The following is a 20,712-nucleotide window of genomic DNA, read 5'->3' on the forward strand; positions in this document are numbered from 1 at the left end:
ATTCCGGCGGACCCGGACGCGGGGTGTCGCCCGGGGGGCTGGAAGAATCGTTCCCCGTGAAGACGTTCGAGGAGTTGTTCGCCGAGCTGCAGGCCAAGGCCGCCGCCGGCACCCCGGGCTCGGGCACCGTCGCCGCGCTGGAGAAGGGCGTGCACTTCATCGGCAAGAAGGTCGTCGAGGAGGCGGCCGAGTCGTGGATGGCCGCCGAGCACGAGGGGCCGGAGCGCACCGCCGAGGAGATCTCCCAGCTGCTCTACCAGGTCCAGGTGCTGATGCTCGCCAGCGGTCTCGAGCTCAAGGACGTCTACCGACATCTGTGAGTGCCCCCACCCCTGTTGATCGCCAACCGGATCGAAGGAGCACTCCGTCATGCTGCGTGTCGCCATTCCCAACAAGGGCACCCTGGCCGAGCCGGCCGCCCAGATGCTGCGCGAGGCGGGCTACCGCCAGCGCACCGACCCCAAGGACCTCGTCTGCCGGGACGAGGCCAACGACGTCGAATTCTTCTACCTGCGGCCGAAGGACATCGCCACCTACGTCGGCTCCGGTGACCTGGACCTCGGGATCACCGGCCGGGACCTGCTGATCGACTCGGCCGCGCCGGCCGAGGAGGTCGTCGACCTCGCCTTCGGCCGGGCCACCTTCCGCTTCGCCGCCCGCCCCGACGACATCGCCTCCGTGCAGGAGTTGGGCGGTCACCGGATCGCCACCGCGTACCCGGGGCTGGTCGAGCGGCACCTCGGCGAGGTGGGCGTCAAGGCCGACGTGATCCGCCTCGACGGCGCCGTGGAGAACGCCGTACGCCTCGGTGTCGCCGACGTGATCGCGGACGTGGTGGAGACCGGCGCGACCCTGCGCCAGGCGGGCCTTGTGGTCTTCGGCGAGCCGCTGCTGCGCTCGTCGGCGGTGCTGGTCCGGCGCGCCGGCGCGCCCGCGCAACCGCAGGCCGACCAGTTGCTGCGTCGGCTGCACGGTGTGCTGGTGGCCCGCCGCTACGTGATGCTCGCCTACGACGTGCCGGCCGGTCTGCTGGACCGGGCCAGCGGGCTCACCCCGGGCATCGAGTCGCCCACCGTGTCGCCGCTGCACCGCGAGGGCTGGGTGGCGGTGCAGGCGATGGTGCTCCGCGACGACGTGCACCGCATCATGGACGAGCTGTACGAACTGGGCGCCCGCGCCATCCTCGTCACCAACATCCACGCCTGTCGCCTCTGACCGTTCGTCCGCGCCGCTGGACCGGGTCCGTGCGCCCGTTCCAGTGATGCCTCGCCGATCATGGAGTTGTGGTGGGCGACAAAGCGCCCGCAGGACGCCAAACCAGGCACCACAACTCCATGATCCTGACCCTGCTCCGCGATCTTGCACTTTCTGCTCCGACACAAGGCGCATATCAACCTGTACCGACGACCGAAACCGCAAGATCGGCGATCCTTTCCCTCGCCACCGGGCAGAGGGCCCGGGGGTTGGTGGGTGGTGGGTCGGCGGGTGGTGCGTTTGATGGGCGAGTGCGGGTGGCAGACTGGTGAGGTGAGTGAAACCGAACTGGTCCGCCTGAAGCCCCGCCGCATCCGCGTGGTCTGCTGGTCGGCGGCGGCCGCCCTGGTGGTGGTGTTCGGTCTGGTCGCCACGTCGCTGAGTGGCCCGACCGGCGACGGTTACGGCAGCTTCCAGCGCGGCGACCAGATCGCCATGATCGGCCTGGGCATCTTCGGGGCGCTGGGCTTCCTGCTGTTCACCCGTCCCCGGGTGGAGGCGGACGCCCGGAGCATCCGGGTGCGTAACGTCATCAGCTCCTACGAGCTGCCCTGGGAGGTTGTCCGGGGCGTCCGCTTCGACCGGGGCGCGCCGTGGGCCAGCCTGGAGCTGCACGACGACGACCTGCTGCCGATGGTCGCGTTGCAGGCCGCCGACAAGGAGCTGGCCGTCGACGGGGTCCGCGCGCTGCGCCGGCTGCACGAGGCCCACCAGGTCCGCCTCGCCGAGCGCGCCGTCGGCCGCTGACCTCGGTGAAACCGCCCACCGCCGGCAATCGTGGGGCGGTGACAGGGCGGCGTGGCGGCGCGACGCACTGGCCGCCCACGCTCGTGCCTGGACGCAGGTCGTGCCCGGTTTGAGGGTGGCCGGGGCGCCGGTGTAGTGTTATCGAGTCGACCAGGCTGTCTCCGCGTGCGAGCAGACAGCCTTGAAAGTGGGGCGCCTGCTCCCACCCGAGTCACCGCTACGGTGTCCGGGTCCGGTCACCGGTTCCGGGCATGTCCCGGCGCCGGATGCGCGATCCTTGTGATCGTGCTGCTGACCGGTCGAGCGGGCCCTGGCATTCGCCGGGGCCTTCTGCTTTTCGGGTCGGTTCCCTCCCGGGAGCCGCAGGGGTCGGCGACAGAGCAGAAACGACTCGAGGAGGCCCCATCAGCGTCGAACCACGCGTGAACGAGCAGATCCGGGCACGTGAGGTCCGACTGGTCGGCCCAGAGGGTGAGCAGGTGGGCATCGTCCCGCTGGAGCGCGCTCTTCAGCTGGCCGCGGACGTCGATCTGGACCTGGTCGAGGTTGCGCCGATGGCGCGCCCGCCGGTGTGCAAGCTCATGGACTTCGGCAAGTTCAAGTATGAGAGCGCACTCAAGGCGCGCGAAGCGCGGCGTAATCAGCAGCAGACCGTCATCAAGGAAATGAAGCTTCGGCCGAAGATCGACCCGCACGACTACGAGACCAAGAAGGGTCACGTGGTGCGGTTCCTCAAGGCGGGCGACAAGGTCAAGGTGACGATCATGTTCCGCGGTCGCGAGCAGAGCCGCCCGGAGCTGGGTTACCGGCTCCTGCGCCGGCTCGAATCCGAGATCACGGAACTGGGATACGTCGAGGCCGCTCCGAAGCAGGACGGTCGAAACATGATTATGGTTCTCGCCCCGCATCGGGCCGTCAAGGCCTCCGCGGTCGCCGCTACGGCGTCTCGCGGCGGACCTCGGGACCGGGCGGACGAGTCCGCTCCGGCAGCCGATGAGACCGCGGCGGTCGGCGAGACCGCAGCAGCCGGTGACACCGGCCTCGCCGCCGACACCAGCGGCGAGTAACAGGGGAGAAGACGTTCCACATGCCGAAGATGAAGAGCCACACGGGTATGGGTAAGCGGGTCAAGGTGACCGGCAAGGGCAAGATCGTTGCCCAGCAGGCCGGCCTCCGCCACAACCTGGAGAAGAAGCCCTCCTCCCAGACCCGCCGGCTGACCGGCACGGTCGTGCTGGCCAAGGCCGACGTCAAGCGCATCAAGAAGCTGCTCGGCCGCTGACGCGCGCCACCTTACGTAATTAGGAGTTGAGATGGCACGCGTCAAGCGGGCTGTAAACGCCCAGAAGAAGCGTCGTACCCTGCTGGAGTCCGCGAGTGGTTACCGCGGTCAGCGCTCCCGCCTGTACCGCAAGGCCAAGGAGCAGGTGCTGCACTCGATGCAGTACGCCTACCGGGACCGTCGCGACCGCAAGGGCGACTTCCGGCAGCTGTGGATTCAGCGGATCAACGCGGGCGCCCGGGCCAACGGGATGACCTACAACCGTCTGATCCAGGGCCTGCGTCTGGCCGGCATCGAGGTCGACCGCAAGATCCTGGCCGACATGGCTGTCAACGACGCCGCCTCTTTCACGGCGATCGTCGAGCTGGCCCGGGCCGCGGTCACGGCCGAGGGCACCGGCGGCGCGGCGGCTCAGGCCGCCTGATCCCCACGCACCAGAACGAGGCGTCTCCCGTGTCGGCACCGCCGTCCGGGGGGCGCCTCAATCGTGCCGGAGGAGCGCACATCATGGCTTTCACCCCGCGTACCCCCAGGGTTGTCGCCGCCCGCCGCCTGCAACGCCGCCGGGACCGCGACGCCACCGGCCGTTTCCTGGCCGAGGGCCCGCAGGCGGTCCGCGAGGCCCTCGCGCGGCCGCAGGTGGTCACCGAACTTTTCGGTACGACCACAGCGCTCGACAGGTATCCGGAGTTGGCCGCCACGGCGGCCCGCGCCGACGTGCCGGTCTCCGAGGTGACCGACGACGCCCTCGCGGCGCTGACCGAGACCGTCGCCCCACAGGGGTTGGTCGCCGTCTGCCGGCACCTGGACGTCTCACTGGAGCAGGCCCTCGCGGGTGCGCCCCGGCTGGTGGCGGTGCTCGCCGAGATCCGCGATCCGGGCAACGCCGGCACCGTGCTGCGCACCGCCGACGCGGCCGGCGCGGGTGCGGTGATCTTCGCCGGAGACGCCGTCGACCCGTACAACGGCAAGTGTGTGCGGGCCTCGGCCGGCAGCCTCTTCCACGTCGACGTGGTGCGCGCCCCCGACCCGGTCACGGTGATCGACGCGCTGCGCGCCGCCGGGCTGTCGATCTTCGCCACCACCGGGTACGGCGACAACGACCTGGACGACCTGACCGACTACGGTCGGCTCGTCGGGCCCACCGCCTGGCTGTTCGGCTCCGAGGCGCACGGGCTGTCCGAGGAGTTGACCGCCGCCGCCGACACCACGGTGCGGGTGCCGCTGTACGGGCGCGCGGAGAGCCTCAACCTGGCTGCCGCCGCCGCGGTCTGCCTGTACGCTTCAGCGAGAGCGCAGCGCTGAGGGGTGATTGCCTCCGGCGCGACTGACAGCAGGGGAGAGCGTCCGTCCATGAACGCGACACGGCGTTCGTTTAGCCAGCCCGCCGGTGTCGGCGGGCGGCGGGCCTGACCTGCTCCCTGCGTAACTCCTACCGGCGGGCTGCGGCACAGCCGCGCGTCCGTAGACTCGCCTAGCCGCCCCGGTGAGGGCTGGCGCCGCCGTGAGGGAGTGCCCGTACGCCATGAGCTACCGCAACGATCCGTACGACCCGAAGCAGGTCGCCCTGCTCGACCCCGCCGCCCTGGCCGAGGCCGTCGCGGACGCCACGAAGGCGTTCGAGGCCGCCGCCGACCCGGACGCGCTGACCGCGCTGCGTTCGGTGCACCTGGGTGACCGGTCACCGGTCTCCCTCGCGCGCCGGGAGATCGGCGCGCTGCCGCCGGCCGCGAAGTCCGACGCCGGCAAGCGGGTCAACGAGGCCCGCCGGGCGATCGAGTCCGCGTACGCCGAGCGCGCCGAGGTGGTGGAGCGCGAGCAGGCCGAGCGGGTGCTGGTCGAGGAGCGGGTTGACGTCACACTGCCCTACGACCGGCGTCCCCGTGGTGCCCGGCACCCGTTGAGCACCCTGATGGAGTCGATCAGCGACCTCTTCGTCGGGATGGGCTACGAGGTGGCCGAGGGGCCCGAGGTCGACCTGGAGTGGGTCAACTTCGACGCGTTGAACATCCCCGCCGACCACCCGGCACGCGGGTTGATGGACACCTTCCACATCGCACCGGAGGGCTCGGGCCTTGTTCTCCGAACGCACACCTCGACGGTGCAGACCCGTACGATGCTCAGCCGCAAGCCGCCGATCTACGTGATCGTGCCGGGCCGCGTCTACCGCACCGACGAGATCGACGCCACCCACAGCCCGGTGTTCCACCAGGCCGAGGGCCTGGTGGTCGACAAGGGCATCACGATGGCGCACCTGCGGGGCACGCTGGACCACTTCGCCCGGGCGATGTTCGGTCCGGAGGCGAAGACCCGGTGGCGGCCGCACTACTTCCCGTTCACCGAGCCGTCGGCCGAGTTCGACGTGTGGTTCCCGGAGCACCGTGACGGCCCACAGTGGGTCGAGTGGGGTGGCTGCGGCATGGTCAACCCCCGGGTGCTGCGCGCCTGCGGCGTCGACCCGGAGGTCTACTCCGGATTCGCCTTCGGCATGGGCATCGACCGGACCCTGATGGTCCGGCACGGGGTCAGCGACATCCGCCATCTCTTCGAGGGCGACGTGCGGTTCAGCCGCGCGCTCGGGACCGGGGCGTAGGCGATGCGGGTACGAGACACGGGAACGGTGGTCTGACGTCATGCGAGTTTCTGTCAGTTGGCTGCGGGAGTACGTCGACCTCCCCGCCGACCTGCCCACCGGTGACCTGGAGCAGGCCCTGGTCGACCTCGGCATCGAGGTCGAGTCAGTGGTGGACCTGGCCGGGACCGTCACCGGCCAGCTCGTCGTCGGTGAGGTCCGCGAGATCGAGGAGCTCACCGGCTTCAAGAAGCCGATCCGGTTCTGCCGGGTCGACGTGGGTGCCGCCAACGGCACCGGCGAGCCGCAGGAGATTGTCTGCGGGGCCCGTAACTTCGCACCGGGTGACCGGGTGGTGGTGATCCTGCCCGGCGGCGTACTGCCCGGCGGCTTCGCCATCGGCGCCCGCAAGACGTACGGGCACAACTCGGCGGGCATGATCTGCTCGGCCAAGGAGCTGGGCCTCGGCGACGACCACTCCGGCATCATCGTGCTGGGCCCGGACGTCACGGCCAAGCCGGGCGACGACGCGCGCCCGGTGGTCGGCCTCGACGACGTCGTGCTCGATCTGGAGATCACCCCCGACCGGGGGTACGCGCTGAGCCTGCGCGGCCTGGCCCGGGAGCTGTCGCACGCGTTCGACGTGCCGCTGCGCGACCCGGCCCTCGCGCCGGCCCCGGGCGGCACCGAGACGCCCGCGTACCCGGTGGAGGTCCGCGACACTGTCGGCTGCGACCGGTTCACGGCCCGACTGGTCCGCGGGGTCGACCCGACCGCGCCGACACCGTCCTGGATGCAGCAGCGGCTCGTCACCGCCGGCATCCGCAGCATCTCGCTGCCCGTCGACATCACCAACTACGTGATGCTGGAGCTGGGCCAGCCGATGCACGCCTTCGACGCCGACCGGATCGCCGGGCCGCTGGTGGTCCGTCGCGCCGACGCGGGGGAGAAGCTGACCACCCTCGACGGGGTCAAGCGGGTGCTCACCGCCGACGACATGGTGATCTGCGACGCTGGGCTGCCCAACGCCCACGCAGGCGAGGGCGCCGGCGTCCCGATCTCCCTCGCCGCGGTGATGGGCGGCGAGACCAGCGAGGTCGTCGCCGGCACCACCGTGGTGCTCTTCGAGGCGGCGCACTGGGACCCGGCGATGGTCGGGCGCACCGCCCGCCGACACAAGCTGTTCAGCGAAGCCGCGAAGCGCTGGGAGCGGGGCGTCGACCCGGCCGTTGCGCTGGTCGCGCTGGAGCGTGCCGTGCGGCTGCTCACCGAGCACGGCGGGGGCACGCCGAGCGCGGAGATCCTGGACATCGACCACGTCCGGCCGCGTACCCCGATCAGCCTTCCGGCGGACCTGCCGACCCGGCGGGTCGGCGTCGAGTATCCGCCGGCGCGGGTGGTCGCCCTGCTGGAGCGGGTCGGCTGCACTGTCGCGCAGGGCGCGGACCGGCTGTCCGAGGACCCGGGCGCGGTCGGCGTGGCCAGCGGCGTCGGGACCGTGCTGAGCGTCACCCCGCCGACCTGGCGGCCCGACCTGACCGACCCGGCCGACCTGGTCGAGGAGGTCGTCCGCCTCGACGGGTACGACAGGGTGCCGTCGGTGCTGCCCACCGCGCCTCCGGGCCGCGGTCTGACCCCGCGACAGCGTCGCCGCCGGGCCGTCGCCGGGTCGCTGGCCGAGCGGGGGTACGTGGAGGTGCTCGCGCACCCGTTCGTGTCGCCGGAGCTGGCCGACCAGCTCGGCCTGCCGGCCGACGACCCGCGCCGGCCCGCGGTGCGGCTGGCCAACCCCCTGTCCGAGGAGGAGCCGCTGCTGCGCACCACGCTGCTCGGCCCGCTGCTCGGCATCCTCAAGCGCAACCTCGGCCGGGGGCACCGCGACCTCGCCCTCTACGAGATCGGTGCGGTCTTCCACCCGCGCGTGGGCGCCGGCAGCCCGCCGGCGATGGGCGTGGACCGGCGCCCCACCGACGAGGAGTTCGCGGCCGCCGACGCTGTGGTGCCGGCGCAGCCGGTGCACGTCGCGGTGGTGCTCTCCGGCGACCTGGACCCGGCCGGCTGGTGGGGGCCGGGTCGACCGGCCGGCTGGGCGGACGCGATCGAGGCGGCCCGTGACGTGCTGGCCGCCGCCGGGATCCCCGACGAGCGGGTCGAGGTGCGCGCCACCGAGTACGCCCCGTGGCACCCGGGTCGCTGCGCCGAGCTGCGGGTCGACGGCTCGGTCGTCGGACACGCCGGCGAGCTGCACCCGGTGGTGGTCGCGGCGTTGGAGCTGCCCCGCCGTACCAGCGCGATGGAGCTGAACCTCGACACGCTGCCGTCGACCCCGGTGACGCCCGCGCCGACGGTCTCCGGCTTCCCGCCCGCGCTGATCGACGTGGCGCTGGTGGTGGACGAGTCGGTGCCGGCGGAGCAGGTGCGCCGGGCGCTGGAGGCGGGCGCCGGTGAGCTGCTGGAGGACGTGCGGCTGTTCGACGTGTACTCCGGCGCGCAGCTCGGCGCCGGCCGCCGCTCGCTGGCGTACAAGCTCACCTTCCGCGCACCGGACCGGACGCTCACCGTCGAGGAGGCGGTCGCGGCACGGGACGCGGCGGTCGCCGTCGCGGCGGAGCGCCTCGGCGCCACCCTGCGCGGCGCCTGACCGCGTTGACCGGCCCTTCCTGTCGCCGCTGGGAGGGCCGGTCAGTCCTCGTTGGATTCCAGGTCGCCGAGGCGTCGCAGCCTGGTCAGGTCGCGCACGGTCATCCGGCGGTAGTCGGTGTCGACCAGGCCTTCCGCCCGTAGCTCCCGTAGCACCTTCTGGATCGAGGTCTCGGACGCGCCGCAGATAGTGGCCAGGTCGGGCTGGGTGAGCCGAACGTCGATGACGATGCCGTCGAGCCCCTGCTGACCGTGGGTACGGCAGAGCTCGGCGACAACCCGGGCGACACGCAGTTTCACCGGGTACGAGGTGAAGTCGATCCGCCGGCGATTGGACCAGCGCAGCCGGTCGGAGACCATCGCCGCGAGTTCGAGGGCGGCGTCCGGGTTCTCCTTGAGGAACCGCTTGAACCGGTCCGGCTGGATGACGCTGTACATCGCCGGCCCGCAGGTGGTGACGGTGGCGGACCGGGGCTGGTCGTTGAGCGCCGACATCTCGCCCACGAGATCGCCGCCGACCCGGAGCGACAGCAGCGCGGAGCGGCCGTCCGGCAGCGTGGCGGTGACCTTGGTCAGCCCCTCTTCGAGGAGCACCAAGTGCGATTCGCGGATGCCCTGGTGGATCACGATCTGCCCGGCCGGAACCTGACGACGGACACCCAACCCCAGCAGGATCGTGCGCACTGGCGGCGTGAGTCGTTGAAGGAATGTGCCGTAGGGCCATTCGCCGCCGGATGGCTCACATGGTGGTCGCATTCGCGGCCTCAGCCTCCTCAATTGACAGCCGCCGAAGCGTAGCCGTTCCTGTGCGTAGCGCAACGCCCCTGTTTCGGCGATGATTTCGACCAGCAGGCGGATGGCTGCCAACGTCAGCACCGCGGTCGGTGACCACTCGAGGGTGGGCAGTAGCAGCTCACGCAGATCCGTTCTCATGCGATGAGCACACCGTCTGCGGCTTTGACAGATTCCCGCACAGGACGGGATGACCGTTTCCTGACAGCCGCGGTGATGCCGTATTTCTACGGGATCCCGATCGCTCATGGCCGCTTCGATGGTCCCTGCGGTGCTCGCCGGTCGGCGAGCCGGGTGACGAAGGGCGGGAGCTTGATGCAACATCCCGAGCGGCGGCTGTTGATCTCGGTGGATATGGAGCGGTACAGCAGACGCGGCAACCTGCAGCAGTATGAGGCGCAACGGCATTTCCGGGAGTTGCTGCACGAGGCCGCGGATGCCGTCGGTCTGGAACGGGTGGCGTGGACCACCCAGCAGGCGGGCGACGGTGAGTTGGCGATCGTGCCTCGTGAGGTGTCGGAGTCCCGGGTCATCGGCAGGTTCGTGCCGGAGCTGAACCGGCGGTTGCGCATTCACAACAGCAGTCGTCTTCCGGTCGCCCAGATTCGGCTCAGGGTGGCGGTGCACCAGGGGTTGGTGCACCTGGACGGTGCGAACGGTTTTCCCGGCAACGCCGTGGTCTTCGTCTGTCGTCTCTGCGAGGCAGCGCCGGTGAAGAAGGCCCTGGCCGCCTTCCCCGACGCGGGCGTGGCGCTTGTCGTCTCGACCGAGATCTTCCGTGATGTCGTCACCGAGTATCCGGAGGAGATGCGACCGGAGCGTTTTGTGCGGATCGAGGTCTCCCATCCGGACAAGGAGTTCCGGGAGTACGCGTGGCTGTGCGTCGTTGATGAGGACCTCAGCGGCGTTGCGGTCCGGGGCGTCCTGCCGACCGAGGGCGACGGCGCCGGGCAGGCCGTGCCGAAACCGGCGGAGACCGCGGAGGCGAAGACGGCCGCCAGGTCGGCGGACCACGGGGGAATTCGCACCGGCGACATCCGGGTCAAGGGACCGAACGCGATCGGCCAGGGTGCGACAGCGATCGGCTCGGTGGGCCGCGACGCGAACATCGGTACGAAGCGGGACGACTCCTGATGAGCGGTCGGTACGCCCCTGCCTCCGCGAGCGGTGACCCGGACCTGGACGACCTCTGGCCGGACCTGTCGGAGGAGCCGGCAGGCAATGGCCCGCCCGGCGACGTTGTCGATCGTGAGCTCGGCGGATCTCCCGACGGGCTTCCGTCCACGGGTCCGGTCGATGATGACGACGAGCGGGGCTCAGCGCAGGAACCGGTCGAGGATTCGTCGGACGACGAGATGGTGGACGAACCCGAAGACCTCGTCGACCCCGCCGACGTGCTGCGCCGACTGGCCGGTCTGCTGGGTGGCTCGACGATCGATGTCGGCGATGTCCGGGTTCAGGGGCAGAATGCGACAGGTCAAGGCGCCGTCGCCATCGGTACGGTCAATCTCAGCACCGGACGGTCTGACGGCTCCGGACGCGTGTGGTTCGAAGCCCTGGTCGAGGCCCACGTCCGCGACATCGCCGGCGGGTACGCGGGCACGGCGAGCGACAAGCGGCTCGACCACCAGCTCCGGCGCGACCAGTTGGTCTGTCTGTCCGGGCCGGCCGGCAGCGGACGGTTCACCTCGGCCGTCCTGGCGGTGGCCCGCAGATACGGATCCGGCCGGGTTTGCGTGCTTGGTGTCGAGCAACTGGCTGATCTGCTCGACAGGGAGACGTCGTTGCCCGCCGGGAACGGCTACGTCCTCCGGCTGAGCGAGGCGGTGCTCCGCTCGGTCGACGGATTTACGCTTGTGGCGCTGGCTGCCAGGGCTGTGGCCGCGGACACGACGCTGGTTCTGATCGGGGACTTCTCGCAGCGGGGGCACGAGGTTGTCGGCCATCTCGTGGAGCACCGCCCGGCCCCCGCAGCCGAGGTCTTTCGGGCGCAACTCCGTCATCAGCTCGGCGGGCGGTGCGTGGCCTGGTGCGCGCACCCCTGCGACGGGCGTTGCCTCCACCGATACGTGGATCTGGAATGCGTGGGTCATCCGCTGCTCTCGGACTACCTGGCTGGAGAACCCCTACCCGGGGAAGTCCTCAAGGTCGTCAGGACGATCGCACGGACGGTTCCCACGGCCGAGGCCCTGACCGAGCGGCTGGAGCAACTGCTGCCGCTGCAACTGCGGGAACGGGCGGCCGAAATCCTCGACGTCCGACGAAGCGGCGAGGAGATCCACGGGTTCACCGACGAGGAGGTACGGGCCTTCCGCCTCGCCTGCGCGGTGCTCGCCGGCCAGCCGGTGGCGGAGATACACCAGGCGGCCCGCCATCTGGCCAGGCCAACCTTCGACGAGTTGACGTCAGCCGGTACGCCCCTTCGAGGGTCGGCGATCGAGGCGCTGCTGGGGTCCGCGCTGGGCCAGACCGTCACCTGCCTGAGCGACGCACGCGTACCGGGCGGGTTCCGGATCGACTTCGCCGCCGGCACGGAGCTGCTCAGGTCGGCGTTGCTGGAGGTCGCGTGGCTGGAATGGTGGTCGCCCGGACAACTCCTCGACTGGCTGGCGGATCTGATCCGTAGGGATGAACCGTCGGTCCGACAGGCCGCCGCCGGAGCGATCGGTTGGTCGGCGACCCGAGACGTACAGGCAGCCCTCGAGACGGTGGGGCAGTTGGCCCGGGAGCGCCGGGCCGGGGTCCGGCAGGCGGCGGCGATCGTGCTGGTCGCCATGGCCATGCAACCTACCCTGCACCACCGGGTCCGGACCGAGATCGATCGCTGGGCCGCCGGCCCGGCCGCCCACCTACGGGACACCGTGGCGCGTGCCTACAGCCTTGGACTGGCCCAGCTCTGGCCGGAGGCGGCGCTCGTGCAGTTGCGCCAGGTGGCGCACGCCCGGATGCAGCGGTGGAACAACTCCGTCGTCCGCGGGCTGGTCGAGGTGTACCGCAACGGGCACGCGGCGAGCGTGGTGCCCGCGCTTGTGGACTGGACCGCGTCCACCGACCCCGAGGTGCAACTCCACGCCGCGCGCACCCTGCGGGTGCTCGCCGACCGTTGGGCCGAACCGCCCAGGGAGCACTGGCCGGAGCTGCTGTATCTGGTCGATCAGCGCACGATCAGCGTCACCGACCTGGCCACGCTCTGGGCGAGCGCCCTCAGCCTGCCCCGGACGGCGTACCGCGCGTGGCGGGCCCTCGGCTTCTGGCTGGACCGCGCGGACCGGCAGGTGGCCGTCGCGGGCCACTGCCTGGAACTCCTCCGTCACGTGATCGCGGGACAGCCCGCGCTGCGTCATCGCCTGGATCATCAGCTTCGCCATGTCTGGCGTCCTGTCATGCCCCACAACGACCTGCTGAACGACGTACGACGACTGATCGACGAGGAGACACCATGAGTACGGACCCCGCCGGTCGTCCCGGCACCCGACCCCCGGTACCCCGGCAGCTGGGGCGCCGTCGTTGGTGGCACGCGTTGTTCCCGCCCGCCGAGCTGCCGCTCCCGCCGGCCCCGCCACCGCCGGTCGTCCCCACCACTGTGACGTTCCGCCAGGAGGCCCCGGCGCCGATCCTGGTGCCGGCCAAGGGGGACGCGTTCGACTTCCGCCTGCACACCACCTACGACTGGGTCGCGCAGAACATGACCTACGACGAGCTCCGGTTCCGCGCAGAGCGTTATCTGGGCTGGGCTAGCGGAATCGTCCGCGAGCGGGCGGTGGACCTGGCGCGCGACCACGAACCCCACCGTTCCCACGACCTCGAGCGCGCGCTGAACAACCGTCTCGGTGGCCAACGCTGGCCGCGCGAGGGCAACCTGCCGTACTTCGGTGTGCTCCTCCGGGTCAGTCCGGACGAGCGGGTTCGGGAGCGGCTGCGGCCGTACTGGGAGGACCGGATCAAGCTTGAGTGTGAGCACGAGTTGCAGAAGATCCGAGCGGCCCAGGCGGACGACCTGACCCGCCGTTGGTGCGCGGTCCTGCAGAATCTCGAGGACGATCCGGTCACCGCGCACGCTGCGCGGCTGACCGGTGAGCAGTTCGCCGAGGTGTTCCGTCGGTACGTGGAGGAACGTCGGGAGGCCGTCCCCGGTCTCGTGAAGCTCCTCCATGAGGCGGTGCGGGGACATGGCGATCTCGGTATGGGGCCCAGCGAGTACACGGAGGCGTGGGACGCGGCCCTCAGGACGTACGAGCGCCAGCACGGATTGTCCGAGCGGGCGAACTGACCCGTTGGTGTCCTCCGGCGGGCTGTCCCGCCGGAGGACACTGGCTCCGGCGGCATGGGACGGTTGCTCATTGCCATGCATTCGACTGCATTAAGTTGCAGTCGTTAGTCGTGTTTGTTAATCTTCTCTGCATAGTCATGCGGAGGTAGGTATGGGGATTCGCATCGCGGTCGCCGGGGCGAGCGGGTACGCCGGGGGCGAGCTGCTGCGCCTGATCGCCGGGCACCCGGAGTTCGACCTGGTCGCCGCCACCGCGCACAGCCAGGCCGGGCACCGCGTCGACGTGGTGCACCCGCAGCTCACCGGGCTCGACCTGGTGCTCGGCGAGACCGATTCGACCACCCTGGCCGACGCGGACCTGGTCTTCCTGGCCCTGCCGCACGGTCAGTCGGCTGCCCTCGCGGCCCAGCTCCCGGCCGAGGTGCGGATCGTCGACCTGGGTGCCGACCACCGGCTCGCCGACCCGTACGCCTGGGCCCAGTACTACGGCGGCACGCACGCCGGGCAGTGGACCTACGGTCTGCCCGAGCTGCCCGGTCAGCGGGAGCTGATCGCCGATTCCACCCGGGTGGCGAACACCGGCTGCTACGCCGCCGCGATCACCCTGGCCCTCGCGCCGCTGATCGCCGACGGCGCGGCCAGCCCCGCCGACGTGGTGGTGGTCGCCGCCTCCGGCACCTCCGGCGCCGGCCGGGCGGCCAAGCCGCACCTGTTGGCCAGCGAGGTGATGGGCGACCTGTCGCCGTACCGGGTGGGCACCCACCAGCACGTCCCGGAGATCAAGCAGGCCACCGGCGCGACCGGCCTGTCGTTCACCCCGGTCCTGGCGCCGATGCCGCGCGGCATCCTGGCCACGGTCACCGCGGTGCCGGCGCGCGGCGTCGACCCGCAGGAGGTGCTGGCGCGGGCGTACGCGGACGCGCCGTTCGTGCACGTGCTGCCGGAGGGCCGTTGGCCGCACACCGCTGCCACAGTGGGCTCCAACTCGTGTCACCTGCAGGCCGCCGTCGACGTCGACTCGGGTCGTCTGATCGTGCTCAGCGCGTTGGACAACCTGGGCAAGGGCGCGGCCGGTCAGGCCGTACAGAACGCCAACCTGATGCTCGGCCTGCCGGAGACGACGGGCCTGTCGATCTGGGGGACCGCGCCGTGAGTGTCACCACCCCTCGGGGGTTCCGGGCGGCCGGTGTGGCCGCCGGCCTCAAGACCAGCGGCGGCGCGGACGTCGCCCTGGTGGTCAACGACGGCCCGAACGCCGGAGTGGCCGGCGTCTTCACCACCAACCGGGTCAAGGCCGCGCCGGTGCTCTGGACCCAGCAGGTGGTGCAGGGCGGCGTGGTCCGCGCCGTGGTGCTCAACTCCGGTGGGGCCAACGCCTGCACCGGCCCGGCCGGCTTCCAGGACACGCACGCCACCGCCGAGCACACCGCCGCCGCGCTGACATCGGTCAGCCCCGGGTTGATCCTCGGCGCCGGTGAGGTCGCGGTCTGCTCGACCGGCCTGATCGGTGAGCGGCTGCCGATGCCGAAGCTGCTGCCGGGCGTCCGCTCGGCGATCCGTGGGCTGTCCCGCGACGGTGGCGCGGCCGCCGCCGAGGCGATCATGACCACGGACACCCGGCCGAAGACCACTGTGGCCCGGGGGAGTGGCTGGACGGTCGGCGGCATGGCCAAGGGCGCCGGGATGCTCGCGCCCGGGATGGCCACCATGCTCTGCGTGCTGACCACCGACGCGGTGGCCGGGCCGGCGACGCTGGACGAGGCGTTGCGGGCGGCCACCCGGGTCAGTTTCGACCGGGTCGACTCCGACGGCTGCATGTCCACGAACGACACGGTGCTGCTGCTGGCCAGCGGGGCGAGCGGCATCGAGCCGACGCCGGCCGAGTTGGCCGCCGCCGTCACCGCGGCCTGTCACGACCTGGCCCAGCAGTTGGTGGCCGACGCCGAGGGTGCCACCAAGCAGATCGCCATCGACGTGGTCGGCGCGGCGGACGAGGACGAGGCGGTCGAGGTGGGCCGTACGGTGGCCCGCAACAACCTGGTCAAGACGGCGCTGTTCGGCAACGACCCCAACTGGGGTCGGATCCTCGCCGCCGTCGGCACGACCGCCGCCGCGTTCGAGCCGGACGAGGTGGACGTGGCGGTCAACGGGGTGTGGGTGTGCCGGGGCGGGGCCGCCGCCGAGGACCGCTCGAAGGTCGACCTGACCGGGCGGGACGTGACCATCCGGATCGACCTGCACGCGGGTACGTCGGCCGCCACGATCTGGACCAACGATCTGTCCCACGCGTACGTGCACGAGAACTCGGCCTACTCCACATGAGTCTCAGTAGCGATCTGGCTCGCGCCCAGGTCAAGGCGGAGACCCTGATCGAGGCGCTGCCCTGGTTGGCACGCTTCTCCGGCTCGACGGTGGTGGTCAAGTACGGCGGCAACGCGATGACCGATCCGGAGTTGCAGCGGGCGTTCGCGGCCGACATGGTCTTCCTGCGCTACGCCGGCCTGAAGCCCGTGGTGGTGCACGGAGGTGGTCCGCAGATCTCCGCCATGCTGGGTCGCCTCGGCATCGCCAGCGAGTTCCGGGGTGGTCTGCGGGTGACCACCGCCGAGGCGATGGACGTGGTCCGGATGGTGCTGGTGGGTCAGGTGGGCCGGGAGCTGGTGGGTCTGATCAACTCGCACGGTCCGTACGCCGTCGGCCTCTCCGGCGAGGACGCCCGGCTGTTCACGGCGGTGCGGCGTCCGGCGTACGTGGACGGGCTGCCGGTCGACGTGGGCCAGGTCGGGGACGTCGAGTCGGTCGACGTGTCAGCGGTGACCGACCTGATCGAGGCCGGTCGGATTCCGGTGATCTCCACGGTGGCGCCGGACGTGGACGGGGTGCTGCACAACCTCAACGCGGACACCGCCGCCGCCGCGCTGGCCATCGCGTTGCGGGCCCGCAAGCTGGTAGTGCTCACCGATGTGGCCGGCCTGTACGCGGACTGGCCGGACACCACCAGTCTGGTCTCCGAGATCGCCGCGGACGACCTGGCCAAGCTGCTGCCCAGCCTGGAGTCGGGGATGGTGCCGAAGATGGAGGCCTGCCTGCGGGCGGTGCGTGGGGGAGTGCCCGCCGCGCACGTCGTCGACGGTCGGGTGGCGCACTCGACGTTGCTTGAGGTGTTCACCTCGGAGGGGTTCGGAACGATGGTGGTGCCGGGAGACGGGACGGACGCGACATGAGCACGTTGGCGCAGCGGTGGAAGCAGTCCATGATGGACAACTACGGCACGCCGCCGATGGCGTTGGTCTCCGGTGCCGGTGCCGTCGTGGTCGACGACGCCGGCCGGGAGTACCTCGACCTGGTGGGTGGCATCGCGGTCAACGCCCTCGGTCACGCCCACCCGGCCGTGGTGGCGGCGGTGTCGAAGCAGGTCGCGACCCTCGGGCACGTCTCCAACCTCTACGTGGCCGAGCCGCCGGTCGCCCTCGCCGAGCTGCTGTTGGCGCTCGCCGGCCGGCCGGGCCGGGTGTTCTTCGCCAACTCGGGCGCGGAGGCGAACGAGGCGGCGTTCAAGCTCTCCCGGCGCACCGGCCGCACCCACGTGGTGGCCACCAGGGGCGGCTTCCACGGCCGCACCATGGGCGCCCTCGCGCTGACCGGCCAACCGGCCAAGGCCGACCCGTTCCGGCCGCTGCCCGGCGAGGTGACCCACGTCGACTACGGCGACGTCGCCGCCCTCGACGCGGCCGTCTCGGACGCCACCGCCATGGTGATCCTGGAGCCCATCCAGGGTGAGAACGGCGTGCTGGTCCCGCCAGCCGGCTATCTCGCCGCGGCCCGGCGGATCACCGCCCGACACGGCGCGCTGCTGGTCCTCGACGAGGTGCAGACCGGGGTCGGGCGTACCGGGCACTGGTTCGCGCACCAGGCCGAGGGTGTGGAGCCGGACGTGGTCACCCTGGCGAAGGGGCTGGGTGGCGGGCTGCCCATCGGCGCGACGTTGGCCTTCGGCCCCGCCGCGGACCTGCTCACCCCCGGCTCGCACGGCACCACGTTCGGCGGCAACCCGGTCAGTTGCGCGGCGGCGCTCGCCGTGGTGGCGACCATCGCCAACGAGGGCCTGCTCGACAACGTCAAGCGGGTCGGTGAGCGGCTGCGTCGCGGCATCGAGGCGCTCGACCACCCGCTGATCGGCGGCGTACGCGGTGCCGGTCTGCTGCTCGGCGTGGCGCTCACCGCGCCGGTGTCGTCGGTGCTGACCGAGGCTCTGCGGGAGGCCGGCTTCCTGGTCAACCCGGTGCAGCCGGGTGTGATCCGGCTGGCGCCGCCGCTGATCCTCACCGCCGCCCAGGCGGACGCCTTCCTCGCGGCGCTGCCCGCCGCACTGGACGTGACCGCCCCGGCGGCCGCCGGCGCGCAGATCGCACCAGCCACTCTGACCACCACGACGGGGACGACTCGATGACCCGGCACTTCCTGCGTGACGACGACCTCTCACCGGCCGAGCAGTCCACGGTCCTCGACCTGGCGGCGCGGATGAAGGCGGACCGGTTCGGCCACCGGCCGCTGGTCGGCCCCCGCTCGGTGGCGGTGCTCTTCGACAAGCAGAGCCTGCGGACCAGGATCTCGTTCGACGCCGGGATCGCCGAGCTGGGCGGGCACCCCCTGGTGGTGGACACGCAGGTCACCCACTTCGGTCGCGGTGAGTCGCTCGCCGACGCGGGGCGGGTGCTGTCCCGCTACGTCGCGGCGATCGTGCTGCGGACCCACGGTGACGAGCGGATCGCCGAGGTCGCGGCGGGCGCCACCGTCCCGGTGGTCAACGCGCTCACCGACGGTTTTCACCCGTGCCAGCTGCTGGCCGACCTGCTCACCATCCGGGAGCGGTGCGGTGGCACGGCCGGCCGGACCCTGGCGTACGTGGGCGACGGCGCGAACAACATGGCGCAGTCGTACCTGCTGGCCGGGGCGACGGCCGGTATGCACGTGCGGATCGCCGGCCCGGCCGGGTTCGCGCCCGACGCGACCGTTGTGGAACGGGCCGCCCAGATCGCGGCGGAGACCGGCGGGTCGGTGCGGGTGCTGACCGACCCGGCCCAGGCGGTACGCGACGCCGACGTGCTGGCCACCGACACCTGGACGTCGATGGGGCAGGAGTCCGACGGGTTGGACCGGATCACCCCGTTCCTGCCGTACCAGATCAACAAGGAGCTGCTCGGTCAGGCAGCGCCGGACGCGATAGTGCTGCACTGCCTGCCCGCACACCGTGGCGAGGAGATCACCGACGAGGTGCTCGACGGCCCGCAGAGCGCGGTCTTCGACCAGGCGGAGAACCGGCTGCACGTGCAGAAGGCGCTGCTGACGTTCCTGCTGGGCACCGCGACGGGGGGCGACGCGACGGGTGGCGACGCGACCGGCGACGCCGCCACCGGAGGGTCCCGATGACCGCCCCGCTGACCCGCGCGGCCCGGCACGCCCGGATCGTGGAGCTGATCCGCGAGCGGACGATCCGGTCGCAGACCGAGCTGGCCGACCTGCTCGCCGCCGACGGCGTGGGCGTCACCCAGGCCACCCTCTCGCGGGACCTGGAGGAGTTGGGCGCGGTCAAGGTGCGCGGTGGCGACGGCCCGGCCGTCTACCTGATCCCCGAGGACGGGCAGCGACCGTTGCGCGACGCCGAGGCCGCGCCGGCCCGGCTGGTACGGCTGCTGCGCGAACTGCTCAACGGGGTCGACTCCAGCGGCAACATCGCCGTGCTGCGGACACCGCCGGGCGCAGCCCAGTACCTGGCCAGCGCGTTGGACCGGGCGGGCCTGCCCGAGATCGTCGGCACCATCGCCGGCGACGACACCATCCTCGTCGTGGCACGTGAGGCCGTCGGCGGGGCCGCACTCGGAGACAAGCTCGCCGGTTGGGCCCGCCGGGACGACACCGTTGAAGGGACCACCACGTCATGACCGAGCGGGTCGTGCTCGCGTACTCCGGCGGGTTGGACACCTCCGTCGCCATTCCGTACCTGTCCGAGCAGACCGGCGCCGAGGTGATCGCGGTAGCTGTCGACGTCGGGCAGGGCGGCGAGGACCTCGACGCCATCCGGCAGCGTGCGCTGGACTGCGGCGCCGCCGAGTCCGAGGTGGTGGACGCGCGCGACGAGTTCGCCGCCGACTACTGCCTGCCGGCCATCCGGGCCAACGCGCTCTACATGGACCGCTACCCCCTGGTGTCGGCGCTGTCCCGGCCGCTGATCGTCAAGCACCTGGTGGCGGCGGCGCGCAAGCACGGCGGCACCATCGTCTCGCACGGCTGCACCGGCAAGGGCAACGACCAGGTGCGGTTCGAGGTGGGCCTGAACGCGCTCGCCCCCGACCTGAAGATCATCGCGCCGGCCCGGGACTTCGCCTGGACCCGGGACAAGGCGATCGCCTTCGCCGAGGAGAAGGGGCTGCCGATCGACGTGTCGGCCAGGTCCCCCTACTCGATCGACCAGAACCTGTGGGGTCGTGCGGTGGAGACCGGCTTCCTGGAGGACATCTGGAACGCCCCCGTCGAGGACCTCTACTCGTACACCTCCGACCCGACCCAGGAGCGCGACCCCGACGAGGTCGTCATCACCTTCGACGGCGGTGTGCCGGTGGCGATCGACGGTGAGACGGTCACCCCGTACCAGGCGATCCTGGAGCTCAACCGGCGCGCCGGCGCCCAGGGCGTGGGCCGGCTCGACATGGTCGAGGACCGCCTGGTCGGCATCAAGAGCCGCGAGGTGTACGAGGCGCCCGGCGCGATCGCGCTGATCACCGCCCACCAGGAGTTGGAGGCGGTGACCGTCGAGCGGGACCTGGCCCGGTTCAAGAAGGGCGTCGACCAGCGCTGGGGCGAACTCGTCTACGACGGGCTGTGGTTCTCGCCGCTGAAGGCGTCGCTGGACGCGTTCATCGACGACGCGCAGCGGCAGGTGAGCGGCGAGGTGCGGATGATCCTGCACGGCGGCCGGGCCACTGTGACCGGCCGGCGCTCCGAGGCGAGCCTCTACGACTTCGGAATGGCGACCTACGACACCGGCGACACCTTCGACCAGTCTCTGGCCAAGGGCTTCGTGCAGCTGTGGGGGCTGCCGAGTCGGATGGCCGCCGCTCGGGACGCCCGGCTGGGAGGGCACTGACCATGGGGACC

General features: G+C 71.4%; 20 protein-coding genes. 19 read left to right on the forward strand and 1 reads right to left on the reverse strand.

Translation table 11 applies throughout. The annotated features are described in order from the left end of the window. The first annotated feature begins 56 nt into the window (after positions 1–56). From ABZS40_RS24310 to pheT, 9 genes are all read left to right on the forward strand, one after another. A complete protein-coding gene (locus ABZS40_RS24310; protein WP_013732805.1) occupies positions 57–320 on the forward strand; it encodes a phosphoribosyl-ATP diphosphatase in 264 nt (87 codons plus the stop codon). 49 nt (positions 321–369) lie between these two features. Further along, complete coding sequence (hisG, locus tag ABZS40_RS24315) at positions 370–1,215, forward strand: ATP phosphoribosyltransferase (protein ID WP_354945705.1); 846 nt, start codon at positions 370–372, stop codon at positions 1,213–1,215. A gap of 312 nt (positions 1,216–1,527) precedes the next feature. Continuing rightward, positions 1,528–2,001, forward strand: a complete 474-nt coding sequence (locus ABZS40_RS24320; RefSeq protein WP_238686768.1) for a PH domain-containing protein — start codon at positions 1,528–1,530, stop codon at positions 1,999–2,001. 422 nt (positions 2,002–2,423) lie between these two features. Then, positions 2,424–3,068: a translation initiation factor IF-3 gene (gene infC / locus ABZS40_RS24325; protein WP_354945706.1), complete on the forward strand. Its 645-nt coding sequence runs from the start codon at positions 2,424–2,426 to the stop codon at positions 3,066–3,068. Positions 3,069–3,088: 20 nt separating this feature from the next. Continuing rightward, on the forward strand, positions 3,089–3,283 hold the full coding sequence (rpmI, locus tag ABZS40_RS24330; RefSeq protein WP_354945707.1) for a 50S ribosomal protein L35: 195 nt from the start codon (positions 3,089–3,091) through the stop codon (positions 3,281–3,283). Between the two features lie 31 nt (positions 3,284–3,314). Then, on the forward strand, positions 3,315–3,707 hold the full coding sequence (gene rplT / locus ABZS40_RS24335; RefSeq protein ID WP_354945708.1) for a 50S ribosomal protein L20: 393 nt from the start codon (positions 3,315–3,317) through the stop codon (positions 3,705–3,707). A 29-nt stretch (positions 3,708–3,736) separates the two neighbouring features. After that, entirely contained in the window at positions 3,737–4,588 is an 852-nt protein-coding gene (locus ABZS40_RS24340; protein WP_354945709.1) for an RNA methyltransferase, read from the forward strand. A 220-nt stretch (positions 4,589–4,808) separates the two neighbouring features. Continuing rightward, positions 4,809–5,876, forward strand: coding sequence for a phenylalanine--tRNA ligase subunit alpha (gene pheS, locus ABZS40_RS24345; RefSeq protein WP_030335722.1), 1,068 nt, complete (start codon positions 4,809–4,811; stop codon positions 5,874–5,876). Between the two features lie 40 nt (positions 5,877–5,916). Beyond that, the gene (pheT, locus tag ABZS40_RS24350; RefSeq protein WP_354945710.1) at positions 5,917–8,496 is read left to right on the forward strand and encodes a phenylalanine--tRNA ligase subunit beta; all 2,580 of its coding nucleotides are present in this window, start codon (positions 5,917–5,919) and stop codon (positions 8,494–8,496) included. A gap of 41 nt (positions 8,497–8,537) precedes the next feature. Here the strand turns inward: pheT and ABZS40_RS24355 are convergent, their stop codons facing one another. Beyond that, the gene (locus tag ABZS40_RS24355; RefSeq protein ID WP_354945711.1) at positions 8,538–9,179 is read right to left on the reverse strand and encodes a Crp/Fnr family transcriptional regulator; all 642 of its coding nucleotides are present in this window, start codon (positions 9,177–9,179) and stop codon (positions 8,538–8,540) included. Positions 9,180–9,602: 423 nt separating this feature from the next. Between ABZS40_RS24355 and ABZS40_RS24360 the strand changes: the two genes are divergently transcribed. The 10 genes from ABZS40_RS24360 to ABZS40_RS24405 all read left to right on the forward strand — a co-directional run bounded on the left by ABZS40_RS24360 (position 9,603) and on the right by ABZS40_RS24405 (position 20,701). Next, positions 9,603–10,421 (forward strand): hypothetical protein, encoded by an 819-nt coding sequence (locus ABZS40_RS24360; RefSeq protein ID WP_354945712.1) that lies wholly within the window; start codon positions 9,603–9,605, stop codon positions 10,419–10,421. Continuing rightward, a complete protein-coding gene (locus tag ABZS40_RS24365) occupies positions 10,421–12,730 on the forward strand; it encodes a HEAT repeat domain-containing protein (RefSeq protein WP_354945713.1) in 2,310 nt (769 codons plus the stop codon). The genes ABZS40_RS24360 and ABZS40_RS24365 overlap by 1 nt, the downstream gene beginning before the upstream one ends. Beyond that, on the forward strand, positions 12,727–13,557 hold the full coding sequence (locus ABZS40_RS24370; RefSeq protein WP_354945714.1) for a hypothetical protein: 831 nt from the start codon (positions 12,727–12,729) through the stop codon (positions 13,555–13,557). The genes ABZS40_RS24365 and ABZS40_RS24370 overlap by 4 nt, the downstream gene beginning before the upstream one ends. A gap of 151 nt (positions 13,558–13,708) precedes the next feature. Further along, complete coding sequence (argC, locus tag ABZS40_RS24375; RefSeq protein ID WP_354945715.1) at positions 13,709–14,710, forward strand: N-acetyl-gamma-glutamyl-phosphate reductase; 1,002 nt, start codon at positions 13,709–13,711, stop codon at positions 14,708–14,710. After that, positions 14,707–15,879, forward strand: a complete 1,173-nt coding sequence (gene argJ, locus ABZS40_RS24380) for a bifunctional glutamate N-acetyltransferase/amino-acid acetyltransferase ArgJ (RefSeq protein ID WP_354945716.1) — start codon at positions 14,707–14,709, stop codon at positions 15,877–15,879. The genes argC and argJ overlap by 4 nt, the downstream gene beginning before the upstream one ends. Continuing rightward, positions 15,876–16,781 carry an acetylglutamate kinase gene (gene argB / locus ABZS40_RS24385; protein ID WP_238679569.1) on the forward strand — a complete coding sequence of 302 codons (906 nt, stop codon included), beginning with the start codon at positions 15,876–15,878 and terminating at the stop codon, positions 16,779–16,781. The genes argJ and argB overlap by 4 nt, the downstream gene beginning before the upstream one ends. Further along, positions 16,778–18,007 carry an acetylornithine transaminase gene (locus tag ABZS40_RS24390; protein ID WP_354945717.1) on the forward strand — a complete coding sequence of 410 codons (1,230 nt, stop codon included), beginning with the start codon at positions 16,778–16,780 and terminating at the stop codon, positions 18,005–18,007. The genes argB and ABZS40_RS24390 overlap by 4 nt, the downstream gene beginning before the upstream one ends. After that, positions 18,004–18,987, forward strand: a complete 984-nt coding sequence (argF, locus tag ABZS40_RS24395) for an ornithine carbamoyltransferase (RefSeq protein ID WP_354945718.1) — start codon at positions 18,004–18,006, stop codon at positions 18,985–18,987. Before ABZS40_RS24390 ends, argF begins: the two co-directional genes overlap by 4 nt. Continuing rightward, positions 18,984–19,499 (forward strand): arginine repressor, encoded by a 516-nt coding sequence (locus ABZS40_RS24400; RefSeq protein WP_354945719.1) that lies wholly within the window; start codon positions 18,984–18,986, stop codon positions 19,497–19,499. Before argF ends, ABZS40_RS24400 begins: the two co-directional genes overlap by 4 nt. Then, positions 19,496–20,701, forward strand: coding sequence for an argininosuccinate synthase (locus tag ABZS40_RS24405; protein WP_354945720.1), 1,206 nt, complete (start codon positions 19,496–19,498; stop codon positions 20,699–20,701). Before ABZS40_RS24400 ends, ABZS40_RS24405 begins: the two co-directional genes overlap by 4 nt. The last annotated feature ends 11 nt before the right edge of the window (positions 20,702–20,712 follow it).

The organism is Micromonospora sp. NPDC005324 (genome assembly GCF_040607155.1).
GTDB lineage: Bacteria > Actinomycetota > Actinomycetes > Mycobacteriales > Micromonosporaceae > Micromonospora > Micromonospora trifolii.

Excerpts from the sequence above, each read along its gene's own strand:
- pheS (WP_030335722.1), top strand. The coding sequence starts at position 4,809 with ATGAGCTACCGCAACGATCCGTACGACCCGAAGCAGGTCGCCCTGCTC.
- ABZS40_RS24360 (WP_354945712.1), top strand. The coding sequence starts at position 9,603 with ATGCAACATCCCGAGCGGCGGCTGTTGATCTCGGTGGATATGGAGCGG.
- argB (WP_238679569.1), top strand. The coding sequence starts at position 15,876 with ATGAGTCTCAGTAGCGATCTGGCTCGCGCCCAGGTCAAGGCGGAGACC.
- rpmI (WP_354945707.1), top strand. The coding sequence starts at position 3,089 with ATGCCGAAGATGAAGAGCCACACGGGTATGGGTAAGCGGGTCAAGGTG.
- hisG (WP_354945705.1), top strand. The coding sequence starts at position 370 with ATGCTGCGTGTCGCCATTCCCAACAAGGGCACCCTGGCCGAGCCGGCC.
- ABZS40_RS24400 (WP_354945719.1), top strand. The coding sequence starts at position 18,984 with ATGACCGCCCCGCTGACCCGCGCGGCCCGGCACGCCCGGATCGTGGAG.
- pheT (WP_354945710.1), top strand. The coding sequence starts at position 5,917 with ATGCGAGTTTCTGTCAGTTGGCTGCGGGAGTACGTCGACCTCCCCGCC.
- rplT (WP_354945708.1), top strand. The coding sequence starts at position 3,315 with ATGGCACGCGTCAAGCGGGCTGTAAACGCCCAGAAGAAGCGTCGTACC.
- ABZS40_RS24390 (WP_354945717.1), top strand. The coding sequence starts at position 16,778 with ATGAGCACGTTGGCGCAGCGGTGGAAGCAGTCCATGATGGACAACTAC.
- ABZS40_RS24405 (WP_354945720.1), top strand. The coding sequence starts at position 19,496 with ATGACCGAGCGGGTCGTGCTCGCGTACTCCGGCGGGTTGGACACCTCC.
- argF (WP_354945718.1), top strand. The coding sequence starts at position 18,004 with ATGACCCGGCACTTCCTGCGTGACGACGACCTCTCACCGGCCGAGCAG.
- ABZS40_RS24370 (WP_354945714.1), top strand. The coding sequence starts at position 12,727 with ATGAGTACGGACCCCGCCGGTCGTCCCGGCACCCGACCCCCGGTACCC.
- ABZS40_RS24365 (WP_354945713.1), top strand. The coding sequence starts at position 10,421 with ATGAGCGGTCGGTACGCCCCTGCCTCCGCGAGCGGTGACCCGGACCTG.
- argC (WP_354945715.1), top strand. The coding sequence starts at position 13,709 with ATGGGGATTCGCATCGCGGTCGCCGGGGCGAGCGGGTACGCCGGGGGC.